At 71.4% G+C, this 16,546-nt stretch carries 12 protein-coding genes; 5 read left to right on the top strand and 7 right to left on the bottom strand.

Translation table 11 applies throughout. The features are described 5' to 3' along the window. Nucleotides 1–29: 29 nt before the first annotated feature. The 6 genes from ACFWYW_RS05245 to ACFWYW_RS05220 all read right to left on the bottom strand — a co-directional run bounded on the left by ACFWYW_RS05245 (nt 30) and on the right by ACFWYW_RS05220 (nt 9,675). The gene (locus ACFWYW_RS05245; protein WP_379613853.1) at nt 30–2,750 is read right to left on the bottom strand and encodes a PEP/pyruvate-binding domain-containing protein; all 2,721 of its coding nucleotides are present in this window, start codon (nt 2,748–2,750) and stop codon (nt 30–32) included. Between the two features lie 497 nt (nt 2,751–3,247). Then, nucleotides 3,248–4,141: an alkaline phosphatase family protein gene (locus ACFWYW_RS05240; protein ID WP_379613855.1), complete on the bottom strand. Its 894-nt coding sequence runs from the start codon at nt 4,139–4,141 to the stop codon at nt 3,248–3,250. Between the two features lie 269 nt (nt 4,142–4,410). Further along, nucleotides 4,411–5,184 carry a sugar phosphate isomerase/epimerase family protein gene (locus ACFWYW_RS05235; RefSeq protein WP_379613857.1) on the bottom strand — a complete coding sequence of 258 codons (774 nt, stop codon included), beginning with the start codon at nt 5,182–5,184 and terminating at the stop codon, nt 4,411–4,413. A 108-nt stretch (nt 5,185–5,292) separates the two neighbouring features. Beyond that, the gene (locus tag ACFWYW_RS05230) at nt 5,293–6,282 is read right to left on the bottom strand and encodes a LacI family DNA-binding transcriptional regulator (protein WP_379613859.1); all 990 of its coding nucleotides are present in this window, start codon (nt 6,280–6,282) and stop codon (nt 5,293–5,295) included. A gap of 657 nt (nt 6,283–6,939) precedes the next feature. Beyond that, nucleotides 6,940–8,154, bottom strand: coding sequence for a hypothetical protein (locus ACFWYW_RS05225; protein WP_379613861.1), 1,215 nt, complete (start codon nt 8,152–8,154; stop codon nt 6,940–6,942). An 81-nt stretch (nt 8,155–8,235) separates the two neighbouring features. Then, on the bottom strand, nt 8,236–9,675 hold the full coding sequence (locus ACFWYW_RS05220) for an FAD-dependent monooxygenase (RefSeq protein ID WP_379613863.1): 1,440 nt from the start codon (nt 9,673–9,675) through the stop codon (nt 8,236–8,238). A 160-nt stretch (nt 9,676–9,835) separates the two neighbouring features. On the opposite strand from ACFWYW_RS05220, the gene ACFWYW_RS05215 reads away from it, so the two are divergent. The 5 genes from ACFWYW_RS05215 to ACFWYW_RS05195 all read left to right on the top strand — a co-directional run bounded on the left by ACFWYW_RS05215 (nt 9,836) and on the right by ACFWYW_RS05195 (nt 14,830). Continuing rightward, on the top strand, nt 9,836–10,147 hold the full coding sequence (locus tag ACFWYW_RS05215) for an ArsR/SmtB family transcription factor (protein ID WP_379613865.1): 312 nt from the start codon (nt 9,836–9,838) through the stop codon (nt 10,145–10,147). A 45-nt stretch (nt 10,148–10,192) separates the two neighbouring features. Continuing rightward, nucleotides 10,193–11,080: a hypothetical protein gene (locus ACFWYW_RS05210; RefSeq protein ID WP_379613867.1), complete on the top strand. Its 888-nt coding sequence runs from the start codon at nt 10,193–10,195 to the stop codon at nt 11,078–11,080. Between the two features lie 60 nt (nt 11,081–11,140). Further along, nucleotides 11,141–12,298, top strand: coding sequence for a thiolase family protein (locus ACFWYW_RS05205; RefSeq protein WP_379613941.1), 1,158 nt, complete (start codon nt 11,141–11,143; stop codon nt 12,296–12,298). After that, nucleotides 12,295–14,367: a 3-hydroxyacyl-CoA dehydrogenase NAD-binding domain-containing protein gene (locus tag ACFWYW_RS05200; protein WP_379613869.1), complete on the top strand. Its 2,073-nt coding sequence runs from the start codon at nt 12,295–12,297 to the stop codon at nt 14,365–14,367. The genes ACFWYW_RS05205 and ACFWYW_RS05200 overlap by 4 nt, the downstream gene beginning before the upstream one ends. A gap of 88 nt (nt 14,368–14,455) precedes the next feature. Continuing rightward, nucleotides 14,456–14,830, top strand: a complete 375-nt coding sequence (locus ACFWYW_RS05195; RefSeq protein ID WP_379613871.1) for an SSI family serine proteinase inhibitor — start codon at nt 14,456–14,458, stop codon at nt 14,828–14,830. A 41-nt stretch (nt 14,831–14,871) separates the two neighbouring features. On the opposite strand, the gene ACFWYW_RS05190 is transcribed toward ACFWYW_RS05195, so the two are convergent. Beyond that, complete coding sequence (locus ACFWYW_RS05190) at nt 14,872–16,347, bottom strand: amino acid permease (protein WP_379613873.1); 1,476 nt, start codon at nt 16,345–16,347, stop codon at nt 14,872–14,874. Nucleotides 16,348–16,546 lie beyond the last annotated feature (199 nt).

Raw genomic sequence — 16,546 nt, 5'->3', positions numbered from 1 at the left:
TGTTCTTGAGTGATCGTGCCCGCGGCTTCCTAGGTGGTGATCGTGTCCGCGTGCTCTTGAGCGATCGTGCCCGCCTCGTCTTGGGTGATCGAGTCCGCGGCTTCTTGGGTGATGGTTCCGGCGGCGCCGTCCACCGTGACGGTCTCACCGGTCGTGACGCGCTCGGTGGCACGGGTGACGCCGACCACCGCGGGGATGCCGTACTCCCTGGCCACGACCGCGCCGTGTGACATGGCGCCGCCCATCTCCATCACCAGGCCGCCCGCCGTCAGGAACAACGGCGTCCAGCCCGGGTCCGTGGACGGGCAGACCAGGATCTCGCCCGGCTCCAGGTGCGCGCCGACCGGGTCCATGACCACGCGGGCCGGGCCGGTCGCGATGCCCGCCGAGGCCGGGGTGCCGGTGATGGCGCCCTCGGCGGCGGCGATCGACAGTGCTTCCGGTTCGGTGCCGTCCGACAGCAGCAGGCGGGGGACGTGCCTGCGCCGCGCCTCCTGCTCGTGGGCCGCCCTGCGCTCGGCCACCAGTCCGCGAAGGTCGTCCTTGCTCTTCGCGGGCTGGAGGGCGGTTCTGGCCTCCTGGAAGGTGAGGAAGTAGATGTCGTCGGGGGTGCCGAGGACGCCCTGCGCCACCAGGTGCTCGCCGACGACGCGCATGCTCCGCCGTACCCCTGCCAGGATCAGCACCGCGTAGTACTTGGGCAGCTCGCGCAGCCCGCCGAGACGGCGGGTGCGGTCCAGTGCGCGGCGGACGATCGCGGCGCGCCAGCGGCCCTTGCGCGCGGCGGCGGCCGCGACGCGCTCGACGGCGGCCTGCGCTTCCGCGGCGCCGCGCTCGAACAGGGCGTCGGGCGCGAGGCGGTCGTCCATGCGCAGGTAGTTGGCCAGGACGCCGATGATGTGGGACGGATCGTCCGACCAGCGTTTGACACCGAGGTCGATCTCGGCGACGCCGCGATGGCCGTAGGAGGCGAGGAAGCCGGAGATGGCCTCCTGGGTCACACGGGGCAGTTGTCCCGCCTGGTAGAGGCGGGTGACCTCCTCGACCGACCGGTCACCGAACGGTTCGATGCGCGTGGCCAGCCGCCACAGCTCCATGTCCATCTCGGTGGTCGGATTGTGAGGCATACTCCGCAGGACGTCCTGCATGTCGGAGATCGACACGCCCGAGAGCTTCGACGCCAGCCCGAACATCCCGTACCCCACGAGGACGATCGGCATGATCGAGAAGATCATCGGGAAGGTCGCGCCGAGCAGGCGTTCGGCGTGGTCGATCCGTGCCTGCGGGGAAACGTTCTCCGGGAGTTCCAGGCGCCGCGTGAGCTCGTCGCCGACGCGCCGCGAGTAGGTCAGCGCGCGTTCCGGCCGGGTGAGCGCCCACCGCATCCGCCGCGGCGCGCCCGCCGCCCGCGCGATCCGCCGCGCCGCACGCAGGAACGGCCGCCGCGACGGGTAGATCATCGACAGCCTCGGGTCGTCCATGAGCGCCTTGAACAGCACCGCCGTACGCGCCTCCGCGACAGAGAGCATTCTCGGCAGTACGGCGCGGCCGACGCGGCTGCGTGCCGCCTTGGTCAGGTCGATCCAGAGCCGCTGCCCCGCCTCGACCACCGGGCCGGCGCCCTGATGGGGGTCGGCCGGCGGGTACCCCGCGATCCTGGCCGCGCCCGCGCTCATCAGCTTGATGCCCGCGCTTCCCATCGGCGTGAACGGCCCCATCACCCCCTGCGCCACGTTGATCGAGAAGAACAGGCGCAGCCCGTCCTGTCCGGTCTCAGGCGGGGCCTCGGGCAGGGTCTTGGACGAGGCCTCGGGCGGGGTCTCGGGCAGGGTCTTGGGCAGGGGGTAGAGCGTGGTGATCGGCCGCGCCTGCGTCAGCCAGAGCCGCCCGCCGGCGTCGATCGCCCACTCGGTGTCCTGCGGCGCGCCGTAGTGTCCCTCAACCCGGGCCCCGAGCTCGGCCAGCGCCCGCACCTGCGCGTCCGTGAGGCAGAAGCCGTCGACGTCGGTCTCGACGCGTTCGGTGCCGCCGCCGGGCAACGACCTGATGGCGATCTTCTTGTCACCGGCGTGGCGTTCGCGGATCTCGGCCGTGGCCACGTCGACCACGAACCGGTCGGGATTCACCGCCCCCGACACCACCGCCTCACCCAGGCCGGGACTGGCGTCGATCACCGCTTCCCGCCTGCGGCCGGTGACCGGGTTCGCGGTGAACATCACACCCGCCACCTGCGCGTCCACCATCGTCTGGACCACCACGGCGATGCGGACCGCCGCGTGGTCGATCCCGTTCGCCTCGCGGTAGGCGACCGCCCGGTCCGTCCAGAGAGAGGCCCAGCACTTCCGCACCGCCCGCAGCACGTCCTCCGGCCCCACCACGTTGAGGAACGTGTCCTGCTGGCCGGCGAAGCTCGCGAACGGCAGATCCTCTGCCGTGGCCGACGACCGCACCGCCACCGGGGCCGACTCCCCCAGACCCGCGTAGGCCTTCCTGACTTCCTCGGCCACCTCGTCGGGGATGGTGGTTTCCAGGAGACGTTGCCGCGCCTTCGTCGCCAGGTCGCCGCCTTGGGCGATGATCTCCTGGAGTCCCGCGGTTTCCGCTGCCTGGTGGTAGGCGTCCGTGGTCAGTACCCAGCCCGGGGGTACCGGTAGGCCCGCCCTGGTCAGCTCGCCCAGGTTGGCGGCCTTACCGCCTACTTCGGCGAGCATGCCGGCGTGGATCTCGGAAAACTCCAGTGCGGTTTTCATGCGCCGTCCTCCTGAGAGACACCCTTCGTTCACAGTGTGGCGCGTGGGCGGCGAGAATTCAACAAGTGATGAAAAACTTTGGCAGAAGGCGGCCGCTCCTCCCGTCAGGCGGCCTTTGAACGTGCCCTCACGTGCCAGGCGCCTCCCCGTGGGCTCACCCTCCTTGCGCAGCACGAGTTCGCGGCAGGACGTCTCCCCGCAGCAGGCGCCCACTCATGCGACACGACCAGCACGCCGCACCCCACAGCACGCGACCTTGACGACACGCGCCTTCCCCGCAGCGCGCACCCGCCCTCGTGGCACGTGCCTCCTCGCGGCGCGGGACCTTCGCGCCATGTGCCTCCGCGTGGCGCGCTCCCACCCAGGGGCCTCTGCGGCACGCGGCCCTCTGGCGGGCACGAGGCCTGGGGTGGCGCGTCCACACGCGGAGGCGGGGCCCTGGAGCCCGGGAGGCAGGCGCTCTGGGTTCCCGGGTGGGTTGGCGGGTTCTGGGTGGGTTAGAGGGGGAGGGGGTGGCCGTCCAGGTTCCAGGCGGGGGTGGGGGTGATGCCCAGCTGAGCCAGGGCGGTGGGGGCGATGTCCACCAGGCGGGCCTCGGGGAGGGTGCGGCCGCCGAGGTTCTCGCCCAGGCGGGCGGCGATCACGAATGTGGTGCGTTCCTCGGGAGAGACCCCTCCGTGGCCGCCTTCGTCCAGGTGGCCGTGGTCGGTGGTGACCAGGATGGTCCAGCGTTCCGCAGGGTAGGAGGGGCGGTTCTTGATCGAGGTGAGGACGCGGCCCAGGTAGTTGTCCTGGGCGTGGAGGGCGTCGGCGTACTCCGGGCAGTGGGGGCCCAGGCGGTGGGCCACCTCGTCGGTGTCGCCGAAGTAGACGAAGGCCAGGTCGGGCGCCTGCTCGGCGAAGTGGCGCTCGGCGGCGTCGGCTATCTGCGTGTCGCCCTCGGTGAAGGTGATCGCGAAGCCGTCCAGGGCCACGCGGGTGTCGATCTCCTCCCCGAACGCCCCGTGCTCGGCCAGCGCGGCCCACGAGAACAGGGCTGAGGTGGTCAGGGAGGGGTCGGCCCGCTTGGCCCGCGTCAGGAAGTCCGGATATTTCGTGAATTCAGGAGCGGTGAAGCTGTTATCCACCACCCCGTGCTTGTCCGGCCACACCCCGGTGGCGATCGACGACCACCCCGGCCCCGAGTCGGTCCTGGACGCGATCGCCCGCTCCCCCAGCCGCACGACCTCCCCCTTGGCCCCCGTGGAGACAGCCTCGGCCTCCCCATACGGCAACAGGCTCGTCCCGTGCACGCCGGTGTCGAGCAGTTCCCCCAGCACCTTGGGACGCAGCGCCAGCAACCGGTCGAACCGCAGGCCGTCCATGCCGACGACAAGCACCTTGTCCTTCACGCGACTCCCATCTCCCACCACAACGACACACCGCCGCCGCCACCCTACGCGCGCACCACTCACACCCCCAGCGTCACCCTGCCGACCAGCCGCGGGCCACCACCACGGCATCGGGCCCACGCGTGCCACCCGACCCGCCGTGCCGGCATCCCGACGGGCGGCCCGACCTGGCCACCCGCCTCCGCACCCCGGCCCACGGCCGGCAGGCACCTGGGCGCCAAGCGGCCGGCTGCACGTAGGCGGAGGGTCGGCGGTCGGTGTCCGGTGGGTCAGGGCTGGTAGCGGCGGACCCATTCGGCGGCGCCGGGGAGGATGTCCTCCACCGGGGCGACCTGGGGGTACCAGGTGCGTTCCCACTCCAGCGACACCCACCCGTCGTACCCCGCCGACTGGAGCAGATCCCCGCACTCGTCCAGCGGCACGGAACCCGACCACATCGGCACCGGCGTACTGTCGTTGGCCGACACCGCATCCTTGACCTGCACATACGCCAGGTGCGAGCCCAGGGCGGACAGGGTGTCGGCTGGGGCTTCGCCGTGGCGCCACGGGTGGAGGAGATCCCAGAGGGCGCCGGTGGTGTCCGGGGAGCCGGCGGCGTCCAGGAGTTCGGCGACCTTGACGCCGGTGGCCATCAGGTCGTGGGTTTCGACGAGGACGCGCAGGCCGAGTTCGCGTGCCGTACCCGAGACTGCCTGGAGGCGGCGCGCGCCCACGGCCGGGTCGCCGCCGCGCGGGAACACCCGCACGCCCGGCGCCCCCAGGTCGGCGGCGAGCCTGAGGTCGGCGAGGAGCGCGTCGACGAGGGGTTCGTCGGGACCTGGCTCACATACGCGCACATAGCCAGCCAGAGCGGAGATTTCCAGACCCGCGCTCTCGACCGCCTTGCGCGCCGCCGCGCGCTCGTCGCGGCTCAGTCCCGCGTGTACGCCGGTGTCGGGGTGCAGCCGCAGCTCCAGCCCCTGGCAGCCATGTCCCACGGCCACCTCGATCGCCCGGTCGAGCTTGTCGCCCGGCATTCCCAGCGTGCTGACGGACAGTTTCACTGTGTTCTCCCAAGGGGGTGGTGGGTCAAGCGACACGCGGGAGTACGGCGGAGCCGCCGCCGTACCAGCACAAAAACACAGACCGGGTCGCAACTACGGGCGGGGACATCAGAGGGGACGGACGCTTTCGCGCAGGACCACCTCGCCGCGGACCGGCTCGACCACGGGCTTGTCGGCCGAGGTGAGAGCCAGTTCCAGGGCGCGCGCACCCATGTCGGCCAGCGGCAGCCGCACCGTCGTCAGCGCGGGCGCGTGGTCGCGCAGGGTCGCGATGTCGTCGAACCCCGCCACAGACACGTCCTCCGGCACCCGCACACCCCGCTCCCTGTAGGCGGCAAGAGCGCCCACGGCCATGACGTCGTTCACCGCGAACACGCAGGTCGCGTCGCCCGTCTCCTGCGCCGCCCGGTAGCCGCCGTCGCGGTCGAACGGGCCGTGGACGATCCGGGGCCGCGGGAGTCCGAGTTGTTCGAGGGCGGTGACGAATCCGGCGCAACGGTCCGCGGCGGTCATGAGCCCCGGTGGGCCCGCGAGCACCGCGAACCGCCGATGCCCCAGCTCCGCCAGCGAACGCGCCAGCGCCGCCGCCCCCTCCCCGTTGGCCGGGGCGACGGTGTCGACGCCGAGCAGGTCCTGGCCGACGCAGGCGACACGGCCGCCGCTGGACAGGTAGCGGTCGAGTTCGGCGCGCAGCCGTCCGGTGACCTCGGGGTCGTCGAGCCGCGAACCCACCAGCAGCACCGCCCGCACGCGCTGCGCGTTGAGCGTGGCGACGTAGGCGATCTCCTGCTCGGGGTCGCGGTGGGTGGTACCGACCATGACCAGCAGCCCTTCCCCGGCCGCGGCCCGCATGACCCCGTCGGCCAGCGCCGCGAAGTAAGGGTCGGTGAGATCGTGCACCACGATGCCGATCACGTTGCTGGCACCGCGGGCAAGGGTCTGGGCGGCGATGTTGGCCCGGTAGCCGAGTTCGTCGGCGGCCTGCTCGACGCGGGCACGCAGCCCGGCGCCCACCTGGCGGGTACTGCCGTTCAGCACACGCGAGGCGGTCGCCAGCGAAACACCCGCCTGCCTCGCCACATCTTCGAGGGTGACCACGACACCTCCTGGAAAGCGATTTCCCAGTCTGCCAGACTCTCCCCTCCCCGCGCCTCGGACTCTCACCCCCAAAACCACCACCATCCATTACGGCCAGCCGCACCCCCACCACCCACCGACGCCCGCGGGCGCCGATCGGGGGGATCGCTTCTCACGTCGGACGTGGTCCCCGCCGCTACGGCGATCCGTCAGCCGGCCAAGGGGCAACCCAAGCCGGCCGAGGGGCAACCCGCCGGCCAGCCAAGCCGTGTCCAAGGGAACGGCCATCCAAGGGGACCCATCGGCCGGTTACCGCATCGCCGTAGCGGCGGGGACCACGTCCGGCGTGAGAAGCGATCCCCGCGACACGCACGCTCACGTCGGCGGGTGGCGGTGGGGCGGCTGTGCCGTAGTGGATGGGAGGTTGAAAGGACTGCAACCGAGAGCACCCCCGTGCGACGCCACAACACACCGCAGCCCCCACAAGACGCCACAACACACCGCGACCCGCACAACGACAGCACGGCACGACACCTCGCGGTCCGCACAACACCGCAGAGGCAGTGCCCACACGCGGCGGGCCGCACAACAGCGCAACAGACAGCGGGGCGGGCGGCTGGAGCCGCCCGCGGTGGGGTCCCCCGCGGCTCGTCCTGCCAAGCGAGCCCCGGGGAGATGTCAGCCGAACAGCCAGTCCAGGAGGCCGCCGGGCCTCTTGCTCTCCGTTGGCGCGGGGACCGGGGCGGAGGTGGTGGGGGCCTGGGCGGGCTGGGTGGTCTGCTTGGTCGAGGGGGCTTCGGTGGCGCGCGGTTGCTGGGGGTCGTTGGCGGTGTCGGTGACCGGGTCCTTGGGGTCCGGGGCGCGGGTGCCCTTGGAGGTCGCCTTGGGGGTGGGGTCGCTGTCGCGGGTCGGGGTCACGCGGGGAGCCGGGGTGCGGGTGGCTCGGGCGCGGCTCACCGTGGGCGTCGGGGTGACCGACTCGGACATGTCGGGTTCGGGGGTGGCCTCGATGGGCTGGTCCGCCGGGTCCTCCGTCTCCTCGGCGGGCGGGGCCACCGGGGTGCTCACCTGGCCGGCGCTTGAGCACTGGGCGCCGGTGCAGGGCTCGGAGCCGGAGCCGGTCAGCATCCAGCCCGCGCCCACGCCGATCACCACGATGGCCGCCGCCGCGACGACCAGCATCTTGGTACGGCGCCGCACCTCCCCGTGCCCCTGATCCTGATCGTCGGAACCGCTCCAGCCCGAACCGAGGAAGCCCCGGCGCGGTTCGTCGTCATCGCTGCCGAACGGGCGCTCGTAGGACTTGTCCAGCGGCAGGTATCCGGGCTCGTTCTCGTCGCGGTCTCCGTCGGGCCCCGCCACGGCGTCGTAACCGGCTCCCGCGGCTCCGGCGTCGTATCCAGGTCCCGTCGCGCCGGCCTCATAACCCGTCGTGCCGGCCTCGTAGCCCGCTCCGGGGTCGAAACCCGTACCGGCCTCGTAGCCCGTGCCAGCCTCATAACCCGTGCCGGGCTCGTAGCCGGGCGTGCCGGAGTCGTAGCCCGTGGCGTCGTAGGCGGTGCTTGCCGGGCGGTCCAGGCCGAGGTCGGCGCCGGCGTTCAGGTCCAGCGGGTCGGCCGGGTCGGTGTGGCTCTTGAGGGCGCTCTGGTCCAGGAGGATGTCCTGGTGGACCAGGGCGTCCGGCTCGGGCAGGTGGTAGGTCTCCGAACGCTCCCCAGGCGTGCTCGGGTCGCCCGGCAGGTGGTAGGTCTCGCTGAGCACGACGGCCGGCTGCTCGTCGGTGTCCGCGGCGTCCGTCTCCCACCGGTCGGAGAGCACGTCACCGGTCATGTCCGGGTTTAACGACCTGCCCTGCTCGTCCTCGAATGGTCTGTCCTTCTCGTCGCGCGACACGGTGTACCTCTCTAGCTACCGGGTGTGGATCGCGACCTTCCTAACAGACTCCACCACCTCTTGTCCGGAAATTTCACTCGATCACCACAAATAGTCGTCCGTAACAGGTTTGAACCAGCGTCCCAGTGCTTCACCCAGCGTGTCCACCCCGGCCCGCGAGGTCCACGCCACGTAACCGTCGGGACGGATCAGCAGGGCCTCCGCCTCGTGTTCCGCCCGGCCGCGAACCACCTCCACCGGCCATCCGGACACCGCCTCCACGAGATCGTCCCGCCCGGCCAGGTCCAGGAGAAACGGTCGCCCGCCGCGCAGCAACTCTGTCAGCCGTATCTCGCCGTCCTCGGTCTTGATCGCCAGATCGGGGGCCATCCGCCCCGCCCCAGGCACGCCGACGTCGTAGGCGGTGTCGACGCCGCTGATCATCCCGCTCAGGTAGGTGTTCACCTCGTCGAAGCCCATCAGCTCGGCGAACAGTTCCCGCAGCGGATCCACCGACGGATCCGGATTGGCCAGCGCCGTCTGGGCCCTGACGTTCCAGAGCACCCGCGCCGCCACCGGGTGCCGCTCGGCATGGTAGCTGTCGAGCAGCCCGTCCGGCGCCCGTCCCCGGACCTCCGCCGCCAGCTTCCAGCCCAGATTGACCGCGTCCTCCAGCCCGGTGTTGAGGCCCTGACCGCCCCACGGGAAGTGCACGTGCGCCGCGTCCCCGGCCAGCAGGACCCGGCCGGTCCGGTACCGCTCGGCCTGCAGGGCGGCGTCGCCGTACCGGGAAAGGGCGCGCGGATCGCGCATGGGCACGGGAACGCCCGCGATGTGCTCGGCCGCCTCCCGCAACTCCTCCAGCGTGACCGGCGCCTCCCGGTCGGCGTGCGGCGCACGGAAGTCATAGGTGGTGATCCGGCTATGCCCGGCGGGATTGACCCACGCGATCAGCCAGCCACGGGGCGTGCGGTGGTAGCCGCCAGGAAGCCCGTAGGGATCCTCCAGCCGCACATCCCCCATCAAAGCGGCCACCCGGGCCCCCGTCCCCGTGAACGGGATCCCGGCGGCCTTCCGCACCGCACTCCGCGCCCCGTCGGTCCCCACCACGAACCGCGCCGCCACCTCCCGCCCATTGGCCGTCACCACCACCCGGTCCTCGTGCTGAACCAGCCCCGTCACCTCCTGCCCCCGCCGGATCTCCGCCCCCAGCCCCGCCGCCCGGCGCGCGAACACCTGCTCCGCCCACGCCTGCGGGCTCCCCACCAGGCTCGGCCCGTCCCCGGCCACCGCCCCGAGATCGAGCCCGAACATCCCGGAGAAGTGAAAGCGCAGACTCCCGTAGCTCGCCCTGCCCACCGCCTCCAGCAGTCCGCGCCGGTCGAGGCTCTGCGCCGTCCGCGCGTGCAGCGTCCCCGCCTTGGACTCCCCCGTCGGTACGGCCAGCCGCTCCAGCACCAGCGCCCGCACCCCCTGCAACCCCAGCTCCCCGGCCAGCAACATCCCGACCGGCCCGCCGCCCACGATCACCACGTCGTACATCCGACCCTCCTCAGCCGACTCCCCCACCCGAACACCACAACCCCCACCCCGGTTTCGCGACCCGGGCTCCCCGCCGGACACCGTTTGTCAGTTCGGAATCCTCGTACGGACGTACCGTGCCTGTCAAATCACTGTTCGGGAGATGCGTACAATGGGCCGTATGTTGCATCCGACACGCGACCAGATCGACCTGGTGGATGTGATGGCCGCCATCGGGCACCCGGTCCGCGCCGCGATCGTGCGGAAACTGGCCGCCTCGGAAGAGGAAGAGTTCTGTGGCTCGATCCTGCCGGATGTGCCCAAGTCCACCCTGACCGCCCACTGGCGGGTGCTGCGCGAGAGCGGCGTCATCTGCCAGCGCCCCGAGGGCCGCAAGCTCTTCATCCGGCTCCGCCGCGCGGACCTCGACGACCGCTTCCCCGGCCTCCTCGACCTGATCGTCTACGAAGGATCTAGGGCTCCATCCGAGTAGCCCATTCACCGGCACGAACACGCTCGGTGACGCCATCATGACGTCATGCTTTCGACCGAGATTTCCCCCCTCCCCGGCGCACGGGTGGTGACCGGGCTGCGGACGCACGCCCGGGCCGCGCGCCGGCTCGCGCTCATCGCGCTCTCCGGTTCGATCGCGCTGCCCGCCTCCGTCCAGATGCTCGCCGAACGGGCCGCGACCAGGGAGGAGACACTGCCGTACGCCATAGCGGCGCTCCTGCTCTCCCTGGCCTCCGTGCCCGCGCTCGCGGCGACACAGGCGGTGTGGGGCGTGCGCATGCGCCGGGTGCGGCGGCGCGAGCTGGAGCTCTACGCCGTCACCGCCGCCCCGCTCACCCGCGCGCTGAGCCGTCTCGGGGTGGCCGCGTGCTGGGCCGTGACGCTGCTGCTCGGCTACACGGTGCCGCGCCTGTTCCGCGAGTCCGGCCTGTACGGCACGGCCGACACCCTGACCCGCGCCGTCGAACTCCTCACGCTGGCGGGTTACGTGGCCGCCGTCTTCTTCGCCACCTGGTGGGCCAGAGGCGCCCTGTCCACCCTGGCCGGCATAGCCCGCTCCGGCCACTCCCCGGGCGACCCCTGGGACCCGGACAACGCCAGACACCCCGCCGACCCGAACCAGCCCCGCACCCAGACCCCACATCCCGGCGGCCCCACCACACCCGACGCCCCAACCCTGCCCTTCACGACGCCGACGCCGACAGCAACGGCATCGGCAACGGAAAGGGCGAAGCCGTACCGGATGAAAGCGACGATCAGGACCGCAAGACGCCCCGCGATCACCTGGACCGTCACCACACTGGCCGTGATCGCCCTGCTCGGCGGCCGGGCGCATCTGTGGGAGCCCGCCGCCCTCACGGTAGGCGCGCTCCTGCTCACCGCCCTCGTCTGCGGAGTAGTTACTGGCGAGTAGCATAGGCACGGAAGCTGTCCAGCAACGAGGAGCGAATCCGTGCCTTCCTCTCGTGACGTCGTGTTCGTCGACGGCGTGCGCACGCCTTTCGGCAGGTCAGGGCCGAAGGGACTGTACGCGGAGACCCGCGCGGACGACATGGTCGTCCGCGTCATCCGCGAGCTGATCCGCCGTAACCCCAATCTCCCGCCCGAGCGGGTGGACGAGGTCGCGATCGCGGCCACCACCCAGATCGGCGACCAGGGCCTGACCATCGGGCGTTCCGCCGCCGTGCTGGCCGGGCTGCCCAAGAGCGTGCCGGGCTACGCCATCGACCGCATGTGCGCGGGCGCGATGACCGCGGTGACCTCGGTCGCGGGCGGCATCGCGTTCGGCGCCTACGATGTGGCCATCGCCGGCGGCGTCGAGCACATGGGCCGCCACCCGATGGGCGAGGGCGTCGACCCCAACCCCCGCTTCCTGTCGGAGAAGCTCGTGGACGGCAGCGCCCTGGTCATGGGCATGACCGCCGAGAACCTCCACGATCGCTACCCGGAGATCTCCAAGGAGCGTGCCGACGCCTACGCGGCGCTGTCGCAGGAGAAGGCGGCCAAGGCCTACGCCGACGGCAAGATCCAGCCGGACCTGGTGCCGACCGCGATCCGGACGGCGGAGAAGGGCTGGGGGCTGGCCGTACAGGATGAGGCTCCGCGGCCCGGCACGACCGTCGAGGCGCTCGCGGCGCTGAAGACGCCCTTCCGCTCGCACGGCCGGGTCACGGCGGGCAACTCCTCGGGCATCAACGACGGCGCCACCGGCTGCGTCGTGGCCGCCGCGGACGTCGCCGAGGAGCTCGGCCTGGACGCGAAGATGCGCCTGGTCTCCTACGCCTTCGCGGGCGTGGACCCCGAGGTGATGGGCGTGGGCCCGATCCCGTCGACCGAGCGCGCCCTGCGCCTGGCCGGTCTGAACGTCTCCGACATCGGGCTGTTCGAGATCAACGAGGCCTTCGCCGTGCAGGTGCTGGCCTTCCTCGACCACTTCGGGATCGACGAGGACAAGGTCAACCCCTACGGCGGCGCCATCGCCTTCGGCCACCCGCTGGCCTCCTCGGGCGTGCGGCTGATGACGCAGCTCGCCCGCCAGTTCGCCGAGCGGCCCGACGTCCGCTACGGCATCACCACCATGTGCGTCGGCATGGGCATGGGCGGCACCGTGATCTGGGAGAACCTCGCATGAGCGTGAACGTGACGGAGCTGTTCAAGGACGAGGTCGTCACCAAGGCGCTGGTACGCGACGTCGAGCTGCCCGGCGGCGCCGGGACCATGGCGCTGGTCACCCTGGACAACGGGTTCGACCACACCAAGCCGAACACGTTCGGGCCCGGCGGGCTGACCTCGCTCGGCGCGGCGCTGGACGGGATCGCGGCGCGTACCGATCTGGCCGCGGTGGGGGTGACCGGCAAGCCGTTCATCTTCGGGGTCGGCGCGGACCTCAAGGGCGCGGCGCTGGTCGGCGCGCGCGAGGAGGCTCTGGAGATCGGCCGGCTGGGGCACGAGGTGTTCCGGCGGCTGGGCGAACTGCCGGTGCCGTCGTTCGCGTTCGTGAACGGCGCGGCCATGGGCGGCGGCCTGGAGATCGCGCTCCATTGCACGTACCGGACCCTTTCCTCCGGGGTGCCCGCGCTGGCCCTGCCGGAGTGTTTCCTCGGCCTGGTGCCCGGCTGGGGCGGCACGCAGCTGCTGCCCCGCCTGATCGGCCCGGCCGCGGCGCTCAAGCTCATCATCGAGAACCCGCTGTCGCAGAACCGCATGCTCAAGGGCCGCGACGCGTTCGAGCTCGGGGTGGGCGACGCGATGTTCGAGCCGGCCGACTTCCTGGAGGAGTCGCTCCGCTGGGCATCCAAGGTCCTCAAGGGCGAAATTTCCATCGAACGCGCGACATATCCGGATGCCGACTGGGAGAAGGCCGTCAACGACGCCCGCTTCCTCGTCGACATGAAGCTGCGCGGCGCCTCCCCCGCCCCCTACCGGGCCCTCGACCTCGTCGCCCTGGCCCGCACCGCCACCCGCGACGAGGGCTTCGCCGCCGAGGACGAGGCCCTGGCCGACCTCCTCATGGGCGACGAGCTGCGGGCCGGCCTCTACGCCTTCGACCTCGTCCAGCGCCGCGCCAAGAAGCCCGCGGGCGCGCCGGACACGTCGCTGGCCCGCAAGGTCACCAAGGTCGGCGTCGTCGGCGCCGGTCTGATGGCCTCGCAGATGGCGCTGCTGTTCGCCCGCCGCCTGGAGGTGCCGGTCGTGCTGACCGACCTCGACCAGGCCAGGCTCGACAAGGGCGTCGGCTACGTCCACGCCGAGGTCGGCAAGCTCCTGGCGAAGGGCCGGATCTCCGGCGACCAGGCCAACCGCCTCAAGGCCCTGGTCACCGGCTCCCTCACCAAGGACGCCTTCGCCGACGCCGACTTCGTCATCGAGGCCGTCTTCGAGGACATGGCGGTCAAGAAGAAGGTGTTCGCCGAGGTCGAGGCGCACGTCTCCGCCGAGTGCGTGCTGGCCACCAACACCTCCTCGCTGTCGCTGAGCGAGATGGGCGCCGAGCTGCGGCACCCCGAGCGGCTGGTCGGCTTCCACTTCTTCAACCCGGTCGCGGTCATGCCACTCCTGGAGATCATCCGCGGCGCCGGCACCTCGGACGCGACCCTGGCCACCGCCTTCGCGGTCGGCAAGTCGCTGCGCAAGTCGTCGGTGCTGGTCAAGGACGCGCCCGCGTTCGTGGTCAACCGGCTGCTGACCCGCTTCATGGGCGAGGTCATCGCCGCCGTGGACGAGGGGACGCCGCTGGAGGTCGCCGAGCACTCCCTGGACGACCTGGGCCTGCCGATGTCGCCGTTCGCGCTGCTGCAGCTCGTCGGTCCCGCCGTCGGCCACCACGTGTCGGAGACGCTGCACGCCGCCTTCCCCGAGCGGTTCGGCGTCAGCGCCAACATGGCCAAGCTCGTCGCCTCGGGCAAGCCGGGCGTCTACGCGCCCGACTTCTCGCTCGACCCCGAGGCCGTGGCGCTGTTCGCGGGCGGCACCCGTCCCTCCACCGCGCAGGAGGTACGGCAGCGCGTCCTGTCGGCCCTGTCGGAGGAGATCCGGCTCATGCTGGAGGAGGGCGTGGTGGCCGCCGCCCAGGACATCGACCTGTGCATGATCCTGGGCGCGGGCTGGCCGTTCCATCTGGGTGGCGTCACGCCGTACCTGGACAGGGCGGGCGTCTCCCAGCCCCGCTTCCTGGAGCCCGGCGTCGCCTCCGTGCCGTGAGCGAGGGAAGGGCCTCGTGGCACGGGGCCCTTCCACTCCGGGAAGAAGTAGCGTGTGTGACCTTGCCCGTCCGAGGAAGGGAACACATGTGAAGACGCTCGCGCTCGTCGTGCTGGCCGGTGCCGTGATGCTGGGGAACGCCGCCCCGGCGGCCGCCTCGCAACGGCCCCGCGCGACGTTGAAGATCAGCGTCACCACGGGGGACACCACCAAGGCCGTCCGGCTGACCTGCGACCGGGACGGCGGGAACCATCCGTCGCCGCGGGCGGCCTGCCGGCTGCTGCGCTCGGTCAAGGGCAACCCGGCCAGGCTCAAGAACGACCGGGCCATCTGCACCAAGGAGTACATGCCGCACAAGGTCAGGGTCGCGGGCACGTGGCGGGGCAAGAAGGTCGCCTTCACCCGCACGTTCGGCAACGGCTGCCTGATGAAGGCCGCGGGGCGGGCCGTCTACACCTGGTGAGTGAGGCGGGGCCGTGCCACGCGAGCACGGCCCCGGGCCGGTCAGTGGGGCTTGATCCCCGTGGGCAGGCGCTGGGCGCGGCTGTGGCGGTAGCCGTACAGGAAATAGAGGGCGGCGCCGATCACCATCCAGATCAGGAAGCGCAGCCACGTCTCCACCGGCAGGTTGAGCATCAGGTAGAGGCAGGCCAGCACCGACAGGATCGGCAGCAGCGGGACCAGCGGCGTGCGGAAGGCGCGGTGCAGGTCCGGGCGGGTCCGGCGCAGGATGATCACGCCGATCGAGACGACGACGAACGCGAAGAGCGTGCCGATGTTCACCAGTTCGGCCAGCGCGCCGAGGGAGATGAACCCGGCCAGCAGCGCCGTCACCACGCCGATGATGACCGTGAGGCGGGCGGGCGTGCCGTACTTCGGATGGACCTTCGCCAGGCCACGCGGCAGCAGGCCGTCACGGCACATCGCGAACAGCACCCGGCTCTGCCCCAGCATGAGAATCATCACCACGGTGGTGAGACCGGCGATGGCGCCGATGCTGATCAGCGCGGCTGCCCAGTTCTGGCCCACGGCGGTGAACGCATCGGCGAGCGGCGCCCGCGTGCTGAGCTCGCTGTAGGGCTGCATGCCGACCACGACCAGCGAGACCGCCACGTACAGCACCGTGCAGACGACCAGCGAGCCGATGATGCCGCGCGGCAGGTCGCGCTGCGGCTGGATGGTCTCCTCCGCGGCGGTCGCCACGATGTCGAAGCCGATGAACGCGAAGAACACGATCGCGGCCGCCGAGAAGATGCCGATCACGCCGAAGGCCACCGGCGTGATGCCGAACAGCACCTGGATGAGCGGCGCCTTCAGTCCCTCGACTGCCGGTGTGGAGATCGGGTCGGGGATGAACGGCGTGTAGTTGGCCGCGTTGACGAAGAACAGCCCCGCCACGATGACCAGCAGGATCACCGCCACCTTGATGATCACGATGATCAGGTTGACCCGCGAGGACAGCTTGATGCCGGCCACCAGGATCGCGGTCAGGATCAGCACGATCACCATCGCCGGCACGTTGACCACCGGGCTGTCGCCCGCCATCCAGCCCGGCAGGGTGAGCCCGATCGACTGCAGCAGCGAGGCGAAGTACCCCGACCAGCCGACCGCCACCACGGCCGCGGCCAGCGCCATCTCCAGCATCAGGTCCCAGCCGATCACCCAGGCGGGGAACTCGCCCAGCGTGGCGAAGGAGAACGTGTACGCCGAACCCGCCACGGGCAGCGTGGAGGCGAACTCGGCGTAGCAGAGCGCGGCCAGCCCGCACACGACGGCGGCCACGATGAAGGACAGGGCCACCGCGGGTCCCGCGGTCTGCTTGGCCACCTGGCCCGTGAGCACGAAGATGCCGGTGCCGACGATCACGCCGATGCCGAAGACCGTGAGGTCGGTGGCGGTCAGGCGCTTTCTCAGCCGGTGCTCCGGCGCCTCCGTGTCCTGGATCGACTGCTCGACGCTCTTGGTGCGAAAGATATCCACGATCAGTCAGTGCCCGTTTACCCCGCTGTCATGCCTTCCCCCGCCCATCACGAACAGCGCCGATCCCCCGCCGACCAGGGACTTTCCGGACAACACATACACCTCAGCAGGCGCCCGGGGACCGGGAGGGCAGAGGGGTGGACGCCGCCGTGCGGGTGGCCCTGCGAAACCGTGGGATGCCCCGAGCGCCGCCGTGCGG

The sequence above is a fragment of the Nonomuraea sp. NPDC059023 genome, from assembly GCF_042740095.1.
Classification (GTDB): domain Bacteria; phylum Actinomycetota; class Actinomycetes; order Streptosporangiales; family Streptosporangiaceae; genus Nonomuraea.
The sequence above is the reverse complement of the archived record's forward strand: the minus strand, read 5'-3'. Positions and strand labels throughout refer to the sequence as shown.